The sequence below is a fragment of the Streptomyces sp. MMBL 11-1 genome (assembly GCF_028622875.1).
Taxonomy (GTDB): Bacteria; Actinomycetota; Actinomycetes; order Streptomycetales; family Streptomycetaceae; genus Streptomyces.
The window spans coordinates 3,266,379-3,280,520 of record NZ_CP117709.1 but is presented as its reverse complement, the minus strand read 5'-3'; the positions used below and the strand labels follow the sequence as shown (position 1 = coordinate 3,280,520).

The following is a 14,142-nucleotide window of genomic DNA, read 5'->3' as shown; positions in this document are numbered from 1 at the left end:
CCTTCGCGCCGCCTGTGCCCGGTCCGGCCGTGCGCCGGACCACCGTCGTCGAGCCTAACGATTACTCCGGCAGGCGCAGTTCCAGGTCGGCGCGGGGCAGGACGCTTTCCCGCCCGACCTCGGTGAGGAGCTGGGCCACCGGGCCGGCGCCGGGCAGCTGGGCCTCGGGGTCGATGTCGTGCCAGGGGGCGAGGACGAAGGCCCGCTCGTGGGCGCGCGGGTGGGGGAGCGTGAGCACCGGGTCGTCGGAGAGGACGTCGGCGTACGCCACGATGTCGACGTCGATGGTGCGCGGGCCCCAGCGCTCCTCGCGGACCCGGTCGAAGGCCTCCTCGACGGCCTGGCCGCGCTCCAGCAGGGAGGCGGGGGGCAGCGTCGTCTTCACGAGGATGACGGCGTTGAAGTACGAGGGCTGGGAGTTCGCCTCGACGCCCCACGGCTCCGTCTCGTACACCGGGGAGACGGCCTTGACCCTCAGGCCCGGGGTGTCCTCCAGGGCGTCGACGGCCCCCTGGAGGGTCTCCAGCCGGTTGCCCAGGTTGGAGCCGAGGGAGATCACGGCCATCTTGGGGTTGGAGAGCGTGACGTCGGCGGCGTCCACCTGCCGGACGACGGCGGTCGGGACCGGCTGTACGGTCGGGTCGCTCTGCCCTTCGGTGGAAAATGCGGTCATGATCGGCTCCGGGTGATGGTGATGGTCACGTCGTCGAAGGGGACGGTGATCGGAGCGTCCGGCTTGTGCACCACGACCTCGACCTCCTGGACGCCTTCGTGCTTGAGGCACTGCTGGGCGATGCGCTCGGCGAGCGTCTCGATCAGATCGACCGGTTCGCCGGTCACCACGTCGACGACCTCTTCGGCCACCACGCCGTAGTGCACGGTGCGGGACAGGTCGTCGGTGGCTGCCGCGGGGCGGGTGTCGAGGCCGAGCACCAGGTCGACGATGAAGGTCTGGCCCTCTTCCCGTTCCCGGGGGAAGACACCGTGGTGCCCACGGGCCTTGAGGCCGCGCAGCGCGACACGATCCACGCGAATCACTCCTGCTGTCGTTGGTCGAGAGGCACCCGGCCGCGTGCGGGCGACGAGGTGCCTTCTTCCGAATCTACCTGCGAGCACCGGCGGTGCTCGCCCGCGGGGGCCGGGGACCGCGCCTCACCGGGCTGGTAGCCGCCCATACCCGGTGGTCACCGGTTCCAACCCCTCCCGGTCCCGTACCCACTCAGGAGGGTGCTTCCTTGTCGTCGTCCTCATCGGATTCGGTCAGGACGGGCGATCCGTGGTGGGACCAGAGTCTCCAGCCGTCGGCGGTGCGCCGGAACACGTTCGTGGCGACGACCAGCTGGCCCACGAGCGGGCCCAGCGCGTCGCCCTCCTCGGCCGGTCCGCCGCTGAGGATGTTCTCGGTGCAGGTGACCAGGGCGGTGTCGCCGCTCATCGAGACGTTGACGTCGGTGAGGAAGAACTGGATGTACTCGGTGTTCGCCATGATCAGGGCGTAGCTGCGCAGCACGTCGCCGCGGCCCGTGAGCACCGGCCAGCCGGGGTGGACGCAGGAGACGGTGAGGTCCTCGCCCGGCAGCCAGCGCTCGGCGAGCGCGTCGTGGTCGCCGCGCTCCAGCGCCTCGTAGAAGGCGGTGTTGGCCGCCTCGACCTCCGCGATGTCGGCGGCGGCCTGTGCGTGTTCCTCGTTCACGCGGCTCCCTCGACCGCGCGGGCGACGCGGACGGCGTCGGCGGTGGCCCGTACCTCGTGGACCCGGACCGCCCAGGCTCCCGCCGACGCGGCCAGCGCGGAGACGGCGGCGGTCGCCGCGTCGCGTTCGCGGGCGGGCGGCGGGGCCGAGCCCGGCCCGGCCAGGACGTGCCCGAGGAAACGTTTGCGGGAGGCGGCCACCAGCAGCGGACGGCCCAGCGTGTGCAGGCCGGCCAGGTGCGCGACGAGCGACAGGTCGTGGGAGGCGTCCTTCGCGAAGCCGAGGCCGGGGTCGATCACGACGCGCTCGGGGTCGACGCCGCCGGCGACCACCGCGTCCATCCGCTGCCGCAGCTCGTCGAGGACCTCGGCGACCACGTCCTCGTACACCGCGCGGCTGTTCATCGACTCGCTGAAGCCGCGCCAGTGCATCACGACGAACGGGACCCGCGCGGCGGCGACCGCCGGGATCATGTCCGGGTCGGCGAGGCCGCCGCTGACGTCGTTGACCAGGGCGGCCCCGGCGGCGACGGCCTGCTCGGCGACGCGGGCGCGCATGGTGTCCACGGAGACGGTGACGCCCTCGGAGGCCAGTCCCCGCACGACGGGGACGACCCGGCGCAGCTCCTCGGCCTCGTCCACCCGGCTGGCGCCGGGGCGGGTCGACTCACCGCCCACGTCCACCAGGTCCGCGCCCTCGGACACCAGGTGCAGGCCGTGCTTGACCGCGGCCGTGGTGTCGAACCAGCGGCCGCCGTCGGAGAAGGAGTCGGGCGTCACGTTGACGACCCCCATGACCGCGCAGCGGTCCCACTCCGGCAGTCCTCGGACCGTGCCCCGCGTGCGTGACGTACTCATACCACCAGCCTAGGCGGTGTCCGTCAGGCCGCGCGTACGTCGTGCTCCTGGGCGCCCTGGAGCGTGTGGCCGCACGGGCGCGGGCGGCGGGGGCGGAACGGGCGGGGCAGCGAGAGGTTCACGAAGCCCTCCGCCCGCATCGCCGCGATCCCGATGCGGGGCAGGTCGCGGCTGGTGCGGAAGACCACGAAGCGGGGCTCCCAGCGGGGCTCGAACTTGGCGTTGAACTTGTACAGCGACTCGATCTGGAACCAGCGCGACAGGAAGATCAGCAGCCCGCGCCAGCGTCGCAGCACCGGTCCCGCGCCGAGCCGCTCGCCGCGGGCCAGCGCGGAGCGGAACATGGCGAAGTTCAGCGACACCCGGGCGACGCCGAGCTTCTCCGCGGCCTGGAGGGAGGCGACGATCAGCAGCTCGTTCATGCCGGGGTCGGCCGAACGGTCACGGCGCATCAGCTCCAGGGACAGGCCGTCGCGCCCCCAGGGGACGAAGTGGAGGACCGCCTTCAGGTCGCCGTGAGGGGAGTCCTCCGTACCGGAGCCGGGCAGGTGGGCGGTGGCGATCACGCAGTCGCCGTCGGCCGGGTCGCCGATCCGGCCCAGCGCCATGGAGAAGCCGCGCTCGGTGTCGGTGCCGCGCCAGTCGGCGGCGGCGCGGCGGATCCGGTCCAGTTCGGTCTCGCCGATGTCACGCGCCCGCCGGACCCGGGTCTCGTATCCGCCGCGCTCGATGCGCTTGACCATCTGGCGTACGTTCCGCATGGCCCGTCCGGCGAGGGAGAAGCCCGCCGCGTCCACCACCGCCTCGTCGCCCAGCTCCAGGGCGGTGAGTCCGGTCTCCCGGGTCCAGACCTGACCGCCGGTCTCGCTGCAGCCCATCACGGCGGGGGCCCAGGAGTGCGCCTGTGCCTCGTCCATGAACCGCTCGATCGCGCCCGGCCAGGCCTCCACGTCGCCGATGGGGTCGCCGCCGGCCAGCATCACCCCGGAGACGACCCGGTAGCAGACGGCGGCCTTGCCGCTGGGGGAGAAGACGACGCCCTTGTCGCGGCGGAGCGCGAAGTGGCCGAGGGAGTCCCGGCCGCCGTGCCGCTCCAGCAGGGCCCGCAGCCGGCTCTCGTCGTCCTCGGTGAGGCGGGCGGCCGGGTGTTCGGGGCGGAGGGCGAGGTAGATGGTGGTGACGGCGGTGAGCAGACCGAGCGCGCCCAGCGAGTAGGCCACGGTCCAGCCGGTCCGCCCGGCGTAGCCGACGGGCCCCTCGACGCCGAACAGGCCGTACAGCACGTGCTGGAGGCGGTCGGCGATGGACGGGTCGCCGAGGATCCGGCCGGGGTGGACGCTCACGATGATCAGCCCGAGTCCCAGCGAACCGGCTCCGAGCAGGACGAAGTTGGCGAGCGCGCGCCAGCGGCTGCGGGGGTCGGGCAGCGCCCGGAACTGGTCCCGGTGGCGTACCAGCAGCCAGCAGAGGGCCAGGGAGACGAGCACCCCGACGATCGAGTGGCGGTACGTGAACTGGGCCACGGCCCCCGCGGGCAGCAGGATCACCGCCGCGCGCCAGGCCCGCCGCTTGTGCCGCTTCAGCCCGTGCGCGAGCAGGAGCAGCAGCATGCCCGCGCTGAGCGACAGTGCGGCGGCGAACGGGCCGAGCGCCCCGGGGAGCACCTCGGCGAGGGTGTGCATCCGGCTGTGCCGGAAGCGGGGGAAGACCCCGGCGGCGATGTCGATCAGGCCGACGGCGGTGCAGGCGGTACCGACGAGCGCCGGTACCGATTCGGGGCGCGGTCCGCGGAGCAACCGGCGGACGCGCCGCGGAACCGACACCGGACCATCCCCATCTGGCGTGACAGACATCGCTTCCCGTGGCTTCGCGAGAGATTCCCTGAGTCCGCCGGCCGGAGCCCCGCGGACGATGTGCGCCCTCTAGGACGTGGGTTGCGGAGCGCGGGTTCACCCACATTCCGGAAATTTCCCGCATCGGGCCCGGTACGGGACCTGCGGAATCTCCCGGGCCGGGCCGGACGCGCCACCCGCACAGGGGTCTGGTCAGGTGGTCCGGGTGACCGTCGCGACCGTCTCCACGGCGACCTCGGCGCGCGGTACGTCCTGGGCGTCGGCGTCGATGGAGCGGCGCAGCGCCTCGTGCAGCCGGGCGGGGGTCAGCACGCCGAGGAAGCGGCCCTCGCTCTCCTTGTCGATGACGGCGATCCAGCCCGCGTCGTGCTGGAGCATGGTGGCGAAGGCCTGCTTGAGGGGGGCTCCGAGCGGGAGCCAGGCCTCCATCCGGCGGGCGTGTGCGCGGACGGCGCCCTTGGCGGTGCCCGGCGCGCCGCCGGCTGCCGCGTCGGCGGGGATCCAGCCGTGGAGGTTGTCCCGGCTGTCCAGGACGACCGCCCAGCGCGCCCCCTGGGACCTGAGCCGTTCGGTGGCCGTGGCCAGCGGGTCGTCGAGGTGGACGACCGGCGGCTGGTCGAGGTCGCTCTCCTCGATGGGCGTCACCGAGAGCCGCTTGAGCCCGCGGTCCGCGCCGACGAAATCGGCCACGTACGGGGTCGCGGGGGCTCCGAGCACGGTGGCGGGGGAGTCGAACTGCTCGATGCGGCCCTGCCCGTAGACGGCGATCCGGTCGCCGAGACGGACGGCCTCCTCGATGTCGTGCGTGACGAACAGCACGGTCTTGCGCACCTGGGCCTGGAGTTTCAGGAATTCGTTCTGCAGGTGTTCGCGGACGACCGGATCGACCGCGCCGAATGGCTCGTCCATCAGGAGAACGGGGGGATCGGCGGCCAAGGCGCGAGCCACGCCCACGCGTTGACGCTGACCGCCGGAAAGCTGTTCCGGATAGCGGTCGCCGTGAACGGAAGGGTCGAGTCCGACGAGGTCGAGGAGTTCGGCGGCGCGTTCGCGTCCCTTTCCGCGCTTCCAGCCCAGCAGATGGGGAACGGTCGCGGTGTTCTCCAGCACCGTCTTGTGCGGGAAGAGCCCCACCTGCTGGATCACATAGCCGATGCGGCGGCGCAGCCGGACGGGATCGATGGTGGATATGTCGTCCCCGTCGAGGAATATCCCGCCCTCGGTCGGTTCGATCAGCCGGTTCACCATCTTCATCGTGGTCGTCTTGCCGCAACCGGAAGGTCCGACGAGCGTGACCAGTTCACCCTCGGCGACCTCGAAGGAAAGGTCGTCGACGGCGGTGGTGCCGTCGGCGTACCGCTTGGTGACATGCTCGAAACGGATCATGGTTCCCCATTGTGGAGGGCGTTCTGTGAAGGGCATGTTGCCGGAATACGACAGCCTCCGCGATTGTCAGTGGTCGAGGATAGGCTCGCCAGTCGTCAGTTCGATCCGGCGGTGATCCGGGCCGCCGCGGTCCGGAACGACGAGGTCCGGAACGACGGAATCCGGGACTACGGGCGAAAGCAGGAGGTGGGGGGCGGATGGCCGAGCAGAACTGCCTGGTGACGAACGACTGGATCTGCGGGGAGTATCTGCGCTCCCGCAGCCAGGAGTTGACCGATGCGACCGTGCAGCACATCGGGATCACGGTGGTCTCGGTGCTGATCGGGCTCGCGGTGGCCTTTCCGCTGGCGTTGCTCGCCCGTCGGGGCCGGCGGTTCGCCGGACCCGTGCTCGGGCTGACGACCGTGCTCTACACCGTGCCCTCGCTGGCGATGTTCTCGTTGCTGCTGCCCCTGTTCGGACTGTCGGCCGCGCTCGTCGTCACGGGCCTGGTGCTCTATTCGCTGACCATCCTCGTACGCAACATCCTGGCCGGGCTCGAAGCGGTGCCGCAGGAGGCCCGGGACGCGGCCCGGGGCATGGGGTACGGGCCGGCGCGGCTGCTGTGGGAGGTGGAGCTCCCGCTGGCGCTGCCCGCGGTGATGGCGGGGCTGCGGATAGCCACCGTGTCGACGGTCGCGCTGACCACGGTCGGCTCGCTCGTCGGCAAGGGGGGCCTCGGCAATCTCATCGAGGACGCGCTGCCCAGCTTCTTCAAGGCCCAGGTGCTCGCCGCCTCGGTCCTGTGCGTCCTGCTCGCGGTGGCGGCGGACCTGCTGCTGCTCGGCCTCCAGCGGGTGCTGACGCCGTGGACCCGGATATCCCGGCCGTCCCGGACACCCAAGGCGGCCGGGGGCAGGCGGGCGGGCCCGGGCGGACCGGCGGGCCTGCCCGCCCCGGCGAAGGTGGAGGCGGGCTGACCCGTGGGAGTCATCGGCGATGCCTGGACCTGGCTGACCACAGGGGCCAACTGGTCGGGCGACGGCGGGGCCGCGCACCGGCTCGGCGAGCATCTGTACGTGAGCGGGGTCGCCCTCGCGGTGGCCTGCGCGATAGCCCTGCCGCTGGCCCTGTATCTGGGGCACATCGGCAGGGGCGGTGCGCTCGCGGTGAACATCTCCAACGTGGGGCGGGCCGTCCCGGTCTTCGCGGTGCTGGCCCTGTTCATGGTCACGCCCCTGCGCAACTCGGGTTACTGGCCCACCATCATCGCGTTGGTGCTGTTCGCGGTGCCGCCGTTGCTGACCAACGCCTACGTCGGGATGCGGGAGGTGGACCGGGCCGTGGTGGAGGCCGCGCGCGGCATGGGGATGTCGGGCGGGCAGCTCTTCGTCCGGGTCGAGCTGCCGCTCGCCTATCCGATGATCATGACCGGGCTGCGGTCCGCCGCCGTCCAGGTCGTGGCCACCGCGTCGATCGCCGCGATGGTCGGCCTCGGCGGTCTCGGCCGGATCATCACCGCCGGCTTCAACACCTACGACACCGCCCAGGTCTTCGCGGGCGCCGTCCTGGTCGCCGGCCTCGCCCTGCTGGTGGAAGGGGCGCTGGTGGGCCTGGACCGGCTGCTGTCGCCGCTGCGCCGTCGCCGCCCCGCGTGAGGGCGCGCCTGTCTTCCGGCCAACTTTCAGCTGGTCACTCTACTTCTGGTCACTTTTCTTCTGTTCGGACGGAGAACAACGCATATGAGCAGGACATCGCGGATAGCCGGAGCGGTCGTCGGCATGGTGGCGCTGGCCGGGTCGCTCGCGGCCTGCGGCGGCGACAGCCTGGAGAAGGAGAAGGGCGGCTCGGGCTCCTCGGCCGGCGGCGGCGAGAAGGGCTCCCTGGTCGTCGGCTCGGCCTCGTTCACCGAGTCCAAGGTGCTCGCCGAGCTGTACGCGCAGATCCTGGGCGACGCCGGATACAGCACCTCGGTCACCACGGTGAAGAACCGTGAGCTGTACGAGCCGTCGCTGGAGAAGGGCGAGATCGACGTCGTACCGGAGTACGCCGCCACCATCGCCGAATTCCTCAACGCCAAGGTCAACGGGGCCAAGAAGGCCCAGGCAGAGCCCGTGGCCTCCGGTGACGCCGCCGCCACGGTGGCCGCGCTGGAAAAGCTCGCCGAGCCGCTGGGGCTCAAGGTCCTTCCGGCGGGGAAGGCCGTCGACCAGAACGCCTTCGCGGTCTCCAAGGAATTCGCCGAGAAGAACAACCTCACGACACTTTCCGATCTGGGGAAGTCGAAGATCAAGGTCAAGATCGCGGCGGGCGACGAGTGCGAGGTGCGGCCGTTCTGCGCACCCGGTCTGAAGGAGACGTACGGCATCGACGTCACCGGTATCGACCCCAAGGGCGTCGGCACTCCGCAGTCCAAGCAGGCCGTTCGCGACGGCAAGGTCCAGCTGGTCCTGACGACCACCACCGACGCGGTGCTGGACGGACTGGTGTTCCTGGAGGACGACAAGAAGCTCCAGAACGCGGACAACGTCCTTCCCGTTCTGAATGCCGAGGACGCGGGTGCGCCGGAGATCGCCGACGCCCTCGGCAAGCTCACTTCCACGCTCACCACGGAAGATCTCGCGGAGCTGAACCGGAAGGTCGACGCCGAGCGCGCCAAGCCGGCCGATGTGGCCAAGGCGTATCTGGAGTCGAAGGACCTGATCGAGAAGTAGTGCTCGATCCCGGAGCAGTGGTGCTCGAACACCGGGTAAAGGGCCGGGCGGAGGACCTTTGGGGGGCCGCGAGGTAACCGGCGGGGAACAGATTGCCGGGCGGCCCCCCAAGCGGCCCGTACACACGGTAAATTTCAGGCCATGCCACGTGGACGCCACCGCCATTCGCCGCCCCTCCACAAAATCCTGCCCCCCTCCGTGGTGGCGGGAGTGTCGGTCGTCGGTGCCGCCGGCGCCTGGCTCCTGGCCGAACCCCTGGCCCTGCGCGCCCTGGTGGCCGCCGTGGCGGCCGCCGCCGTCACGGGCGCGTATCTGATGCGCAGCTGGGACCGGGCGGCGGGGCTGCGGGTCGCCGAGCTGACCCGGGCCCGCGCCAGTGACGAATGGCGGGCCGAGGAGCGGATAGCCGAGCTGGAGCAGGACCTGGAGGAGTCGCGCGCGCTGCGCACCCGTCTGGAGACCAAGCTCCGCCGCAAGCGCGTCGAGCTCGCGGGGCTGCGCGGGGAGCACGCCGGACTGCTGCGCCGCTACGCCAACGCCGAGACCGAGCGGGCCAGTGCGCTGGAGGGCCGCCGGCAGCTCGCCATCGAGGCCGCGGCCCCCAAGGAGCTGCTGCCCGCGCGGTCCACACCGACCCCCGAGTCGTACCGGCGCGCGAACGAGGCCCTGATGAACCTCACGCGCAACGCGGCGCTCCAGGAGACCCGCCGGACGGTGGAGGCGGTCCGCCGGCGTCAGGCGGCCGTCGACGGCCGGCACCGGGACGCGGAGACGGAGGGCCCGCGGGGGAAGCACGCGGCGGCCCCCGGGACGGGCGAGCACCGGGACCACCAGCACCGCCGCCCCTCCACCACCCCGCCCGCCCCGGCGCTCCCGAGCGTGGAGGCCCCGGCCTCCGTCGCGCCGGTGTCCCCGCCGCGCGCGATCGAGGCCGCCTCGGCCGTCGTCCCGTACGCCGCGCGCCGCCATCTGGCCCCCCAGGGCAACTTCGACTTCTTCGGCGCCCAGCACGCCCAGCACCCTCGGAATGCCGAGAAGGCGGACGCCGTGATCGAGTCCGTGCAGAACGAGGACCTCGCGGACGTCGTCGGTGAGGAGGCGCTCGCCGCCCACCGCACGGGAGTTGTGGACACCCGGGCCGTCGGCAAGGTCATCGACCTCACGGCGCACGACGAGACCGAGCAGATCGAGGTGGCGGAACTGCGCGGCGCGGTCTCCTGAGAGGGCGCGGCCTCCGGAGGGGACGCCCTCTCAGGAGAAGGCACAGGGGCCCTTGGCCTGCCGGTGTCGCCGACGCCTACTTGTCGATGTCGCCGACGACGAAGAACAGCGAGCCCAGGATCGCCACCATGTCGGCGACCAGGGTGCCCGGCAGCAGCTCGGTGAGCGCCTGGATGTTGTTGAACGAGGCGGAGCGCAGCTTCAGCCGGTAGGGCGTCTTCTCACCCTTGGACACCAGGTAGTAGCCGTTGACGCCGAGCGGGTTCTCCGTCCAGGCGTAGGTGTGGCCCTCCGGCGCCTTGAGCACCTTGGGCAGCCGCTGGTTGATCGGCCCCGGCGCCAGGTGGGCCATCCGGTCCAGGCAGGCGTCCGCCAGGTCCAGGGAGTTGAGGGTCTGCTCCAGCAGGCACTCGAAGCGGGCCAGGCAGTCGCCCTCGGTCCGGGTGACGACCTTCAGGGTGTCCTGAAGCTCCCCGTACGCGAGATACGGTTCGTCGCGCCGCAGGTCGAAGTCGACGCCCGAGGCTCGGGCGATCGGCCCCGACACCCCGTACGCGTGCACCGCCCCGGCGGACAGCACGCCCACGTCGCGCGTACGGCCCCGGAAGATCTCGTTGCCGAGGACGAGGTTCTCGTACACGTCCATGCGGGAGCGGACGGAGGCGACGGCGTCGCGGACCCGGCCGGCCCAGCCCGCCGGGACGTCCTCCTTGAGCCCGCCGACCCGGTTGAACATGTAGTGCATCCGCCCGCCGGAGACCTCCTCCATCACCGCCTGGAGCTCCTCGCGCTCCCGGAAGGCGTGGAAGACCGGGGTGATGCCGCCGAGTTCGAGGGGGTAGGAGCCGAGGAACATCAGGTGGTTGAGGACCCGGTTCAGCTCGGCGAGCAGCGTCCGCGCCCACACCGCGCGCTCGGGGACCTCCATGCCGAGCATCCGCTCGACGGCCATCACCACGCCCAGCTCGTTCGAGAACGCCGACAGCCAGTCGTGACGGTTGGCGAGCATGACGATCTGCCGGTAGTCACGCGCCTCGAAGAGCTTCTCCGCGCCCCGGTGCATATAGCCGATGACCGGCTCCGCGTGCCGCACACGCTCGCCGTCCAGCACGATCCGCAGCCGGAGGACCCCGTGCGTCGAGGGATGCTGGGGACCGATGTTCAGCACCATGTCGGTGCTCTCCGCCGCTCCGCCGATGCCGATCGTCGTCTCCGTCATGCGGGACAGTATTCCCTGACGTCACCACGTCGGGATTCCCTGACGTCACCACGTCGGGATTCCCTGACGTCACCACACCGGGGCGGTCACCCGCGATTGACCGCCCCCACCGCGCCGGGGCGGTCCCCGCGTTCCGGCCCCACCCGGTGCACCAGCCACCCGAAGTCGCCGAGGCCGCCGCGCGCGGTCAGCTCCGCCGCCTCGCCCGCCGCCGCCAGCGCCCGTACATAGCCCGCCGGATCGGTGGCGGCCAGGCTCAGCGGCGGCCGGTCGCCGCCGACGCCCAGCCGGTGCAGCGCCGTCCGCTGGTCGGTCAGCTCCGCGCCCGTGTGCCCGGCCGCCGCCGCGCAGGCGTCCAGCGCCACATGCGCGGTCAGGTCGCAGGAGCCGTCCGGCACCGGACGCACCTCGCGCCCGCCCCGGAATCCGGTCAGCGTCCCGAAGGGCGGCCGGGCGCCCCGTACATGGGCGTAGTCCACCGCCACCGCGAGACCGGCGGCGAGCGAGCCCGCCGCCCGCGCCCAGGCCGCGTCCCGGGGGCGGCCGATCTCCGCCCGCTCGCCCGGCGCGGTCAGCGGCCACCAGCGCTCCAGCCACGCCGCGTCCGCCCCGGTCACCGGACCGCCGAGCCGCTCCGCGCCGTCCGAGGTCCGCACCTGGACATAGCGGGGGACGCCGTCCGCGTCCGCCTCCGCCACCTCGGCCGGGACGTTGTCCAGCCACTCGTTGGCGAACAGCAGCCCGGTGACGCCCGGGGGCGGCTCCGCGCACCACTCGATCCGGGGGTCCAGACCCGGGGGCCGGTCCGCGACCTCGACGGCGTACGGGGTCACGTCCAGCCCTCGCGGCAGTGCGGCCAGCACCCCGGTCAGCAGCTCGCCCCGCCCCGCCCCGACGTCGACCAGCGCGACCGTGCCGGTGCCCAGCTCCCGGGCGGTTACGGCCAGCAGCCGGGCCACCGCCGCCGCGAAGAGGGGCGAGGCGTGGACCGACGTACGGAAATGGCCCGCCGGCCCCTCCGGACTCCGCAGAGGGCTGCGGTAAAAGCCCTCATCTCCGTACAGAGCGGCCTGAGCCGCCTCCCGCCACCCACACCACTCGACCGTCACACAGGCAAGTCTCCACCTTGGGGAGTACGGTCCCAGGACCCGGATCGGCCCTTCGGCTGACCCGGGCACCGATCCCCTGTCCCTACGCTGGGTTACGTGCAGCGCCTCTACGATTTCATCCGCAGACACCCGACGGGCGTCGACGTCTTCTGGGCCGTCTTCCTCCTCGGGCTCTCCGGCATGTCGATGGCGTCGGGCATGTACGACGAGGGGCGCGAGGAGATCGTCGCCGTACCGGTGGCGCTGGGTTTCTCCACGGTGGTGGCGCTGCGCCGCAGGGCCCCGGAGAAGATGCTGCTGCTCGCCGTCCTGGTGGGCGTCGCGCAGCTGGTGTTCGACGTCCGGCCCGGCATCGGGAACTTCGCGATGCTGGTGATCACGTACACCGTGGCGACGGTCGGGGAGCGCTGGGCGTCCCGGCTCGCCCTGGTCTGCAGCCTGGGCGCGGCGGCCCTGTCCCAGCTGCGGTGGGAGGCCGAGCCGGGCGGATCCTGGGCGCAGGTGGTCTTCGTGACGATCATCATGACCGTGCCGTTCGTGCTGGCCTGGGTGCTCGGGGACTCGCTGCGGACCCGGCGCGCCTACTTCGACCAGCTGGAGGAGCGTGCCGCCCGCCTGGAGCGGGAACGGGAGGCGCAGTCCAAGGTCGCGGTCGCCGCCGAGCGGGCCCGGATCGCCCGCGAGCTGCACGACGTCGTCGCCCACAACGTGTCCGTGATGGTCGTCCAGGCCGACGGCGCCGCCTATGTCATGGACGCCGCCCCCGACCAGGCCAAGCAGGCCCTGGAGACCATCTCCAGCACCGGCCGCCAGGCACTGGCGGAGATGCGGCGGCTGCTCGGGGTGCTGCGGACCGGTGACGCCCCGGAGAGCGGGGAGTACGTCCCCCAGCCCGACGTGGAACAGATCGAGGACCTGGTCGCGCAGGTGCGGCAGACCGGCCTGGTGGTCGACTTCAAGGTCGAGGGCACGCCCCGCCCGCTGCCCAGCGGCGTGGAGCTGACCGCGTACCGCGTCGTGCAGGAGGCCCTGACGAACACCCGCAAGCACGGCGGGCCCGACGCCGGGGCCAGTGTCCGGCTGGTCTACTTCGACGACGGGCTCGGGCTGCTGATCGAGGACGACGGCCGGGGCGCGGCGCACGAGCTGTACGAGGACGGCGGCGCGGACGGCGCCGGGCACGGGATGATCGGGATGCGGGAGCGGATCGGCATGGTCGGCGGCACCCTGGACGCGGGGCCCCGGCCCGGCGGCGGATTCCGGATCAGCGCCCTGCTGCCGCTCAAGCCCCCGGGCTGACCCGGCGCCCGGTCGTCGACCCGCCCTCACGACCACGGCGACCGCTACGGCCACCATGACCGACCCCAGGACACGACCGACCCCAGGACAGGACACGATCCCCATGACCACGGCCATCCGCGTGATGCTCGTCGACGACCAGGTGCTGCTGCGGACCGGCTTCCGGATGGTGCTCGCGGCCCAGCCCGACATGGAGGTCGTGGCCGAGGCCGGGGACGGGGCGGAGGCGATCGAGATCCTGCGGTCCACCGCCGTCGACGTGGTGCTGATGGACGTCCGCATGCCCCGGCTGGACGGCGTCGAGGCGACCCGCCGCATCTGCGCGCGGCAGGACCCGCCGAAGGTGCTCATCCTGACCACCTTCGACCTCGACGAGTACGCCTTCTCCGGCCTGAAGGCGGGGGCCAGCGGCTTCATGCTCAAGGACGTGCCGCCCGCCGAGCTGCTCGCCGCGATCCGTTCGGTGCACAGCGGCGACGCGGTCGTCGCCCCGTCCACCACCCGCCGGCTGCTCGACCGCTTCTCGCCGATGCTGCCCAGCGGCGAGAAGGAGCCGAAGAACAAGCACATCAGCAGGCTCACCGAGCGCGAAAGGGAAGTCATGCTCCTGGTCGCCCAGGGCCTGTCGAACGGGGAGATCGCGGCCCGGCTCGTGCTCTCCGAGGCCACGGTCAAGACGCACGTCGGCCGCATCCTCACCAAGCTGAGCCTCCGCGACCGGGTCCAGGTCGTCGTCCTCGCCTACGAGACCGGTCTGGTCCGGGCCGGCGGCGGCGCGGGCTGAGGGGCTCGGCGGCCGGAGGCCATCCACA

The 14,142-nt window shown here is 72.2% G+C and carries 14 protein-coding genes; 6 read left to right on the top strand and 8 right to left on the bottom strand.

The genetic code is table 11. The annotated features are described in order from the left end of the window. Window positions 1-61: 61 nt before the first annotated feature. The 6 genes from folK to PSQ21_RS14085 form a co-directional block, all read right to left on the bottom strand. Window positions 62-673 carry a 2-amino-4-hydroxy-6-hydroxymethyldihydropteridine diphosphokinase gene (gene folK / locus PSQ21_RS14110; RefSeq protein WP_097867753.1) on the bottom strand — a complete coding sequence of 204 codons (612 nt, stop codon included), beginning with the start codon at window positions 671-673 and terminating at the stop codon, window positions 62-64. Beyond that, on the bottom strand, window positions 670-1,029 hold the full coding sequence (gene folB, locus PSQ21_RS14105) for a dihydroneopterin aldolase (RefSeq protein ID WP_274030852.1): 360 nt from the start codon (window positions 1,027-1,029) through the stop codon (window positions 670-672). The genes folK and folB overlap by 4 nt, the downstream gene beginning before the upstream one ends. A 190-nt stretch (window positions 1,030-1,219) precedes the next feature. Beyond that, window positions 1,220-1,693, bottom strand: coding sequence for a nuclear transport factor 2 family protein (locus PSQ21_RS14100; protein ID WP_274030851.1), 474 nt, complete (start codon window positions 1,691-1,693; stop codon window positions 1,220-1,222). Beyond that, entirely contained in the window at window positions 1,690-2,550 is an 861-nt protein-coding gene (gene folP / locus PSQ21_RS14095; RefSeq protein ID WP_443334389.1) for a dihydropteroate synthase, read from the bottom strand. Before folP ends, PSQ21_RS14100 begins: the two co-directional genes overlap by 4 nt. 23 nt (window positions 2,551-2,573) lie before the next feature. Beyond that, window positions 2,574-4,403, bottom strand: a complete 1,830-nt coding sequence (locus PSQ21_RS14090; RefSeq protein WP_274030850.1) for a phosphatidylglycerol lysyltransferase domain-containing protein — start codon at window positions 4,401-4,403, stop codon at window positions 2,574-2,576. A gap of 192 nt (window positions 4,404-4,595) precedes the next feature. After that, the gene (locus tag PSQ21_RS14085) at window positions 4,596-5,789 is read right to left on the bottom strand and encodes an ABC transporter ATP-binding protein (RefSeq protein WP_274030849.1); all 1,194 of its coding nucleotides are present in this window, start codon (window positions 5,787-5,789) and stop codon (window positions 4,596-4,598) included. Window positions 5,790-5,986: 197 nt separating this feature from the next. On the opposite strand from PSQ21_RS14085, the gene PSQ21_RS14080 reads away from it, so the two are divergent. From PSQ21_RS14080 to PSQ21_RS14065, 4 genes are all read left to right on the top strand, one after another. Further along, window positions 5,987-6,748, top strand: a complete 762-nt coding sequence (locus PSQ21_RS14080) for an ABC transporter permease (protein WP_274030848.1) — start codon at window positions 5,987-5,989, stop codon at window positions 6,746-6,748. A 3-nt stretch (window positions 6,749-6,751) separates the two neighbouring features. Continuing rightward, entirely contained in the window at window positions 6,752-7,426 is a 675-nt protein-coding gene (locus tag PSQ21_RS14075; RefSeq protein WP_097867746.1) for an ABC transporter permease, read from the top strand. Between the two features lie 84 nt (window positions 7,427-7,510). Continuing rightward, window positions 7,511-8,482: an ABC transporter substrate-binding protein gene (locus PSQ21_RS14070; RefSeq protein ID WP_274030847.1), complete on the top strand. Its 972-nt coding sequence runs from the start codon at window positions 7,511-7,513 to the stop codon at window positions 8,480-8,482. A 141-nt stretch (window positions 8,483-8,623) separates the two neighbouring features. Further along, window positions 8,624-9,703 carry a hypothetical protein gene (locus tag PSQ21_RS14065; protein ID WP_274030846.1) on the top strand — a complete coding sequence of 360 codons (1,080 nt, stop codon included), beginning with the start codon at window positions 8,624-8,626 and terminating at the stop codon, window positions 9,701-9,703. Window positions 9,704-9,779: 76 nt separating this feature from the next. Here PSQ21_RS14065 and PSQ21_RS14060 read toward each other — a convergent pair whose 3' ends face one another. After that, the gene (locus tag PSQ21_RS14060) at window positions 9,780-10,922 is read right to left on the bottom strand and encodes an NADH-quinone oxidoreductase subunit D (RefSeq protein WP_274030845.1); all 1,143 of its coding nucleotides are present in this window, start codon (window positions 10,920-10,922) and stop codon (window positions 9,780-9,782) included. Between the two features lie 86 nt (window positions 10,923-11,008). Next, window positions 11,009-12,031: an SAM-dependent methyltransferase gene (locus PSQ21_RS14055; RefSeq protein WP_274030843.1), complete on the bottom strand. Its 1,023-nt coding sequence runs from the start codon at window positions 12,029-12,031 to the stop codon at window positions 11,009-11,011. Window positions 12,032-12,127: 96 nt separating this feature from the next. Between PSQ21_RS14055 and PSQ21_RS14050 the strand changes: the two genes are divergently transcribed. Together PSQ21_RS14050 and PSQ21_RS14045 are read left to right on the top strand one after the other, a co-directional pair. Continuing rightward, window positions 12,128-13,330, top strand: a complete 1,203-nt coding sequence (locus tag PSQ21_RS14050) for a sensor histidine kinase (RefSeq protein WP_274030842.1) — start codon at window positions 12,128-12,130, stop codon at window positions 13,328-13,330. Window positions 13,331-13,433: 103 nt separating this feature from the next. Next, window positions 13,434-14,114 carry a response regulator transcription factor gene (locus PSQ21_RS14045; protein WP_274030841.1) on the top strand — a complete coding sequence of 227 codons (681 nt, stop codon included), beginning with the start codon at window positions 13,434-13,436 and terminating at the stop codon, window positions 14,112-14,114. Window positions 14,115-14,142: the final 28 nt, after the last annotated feature.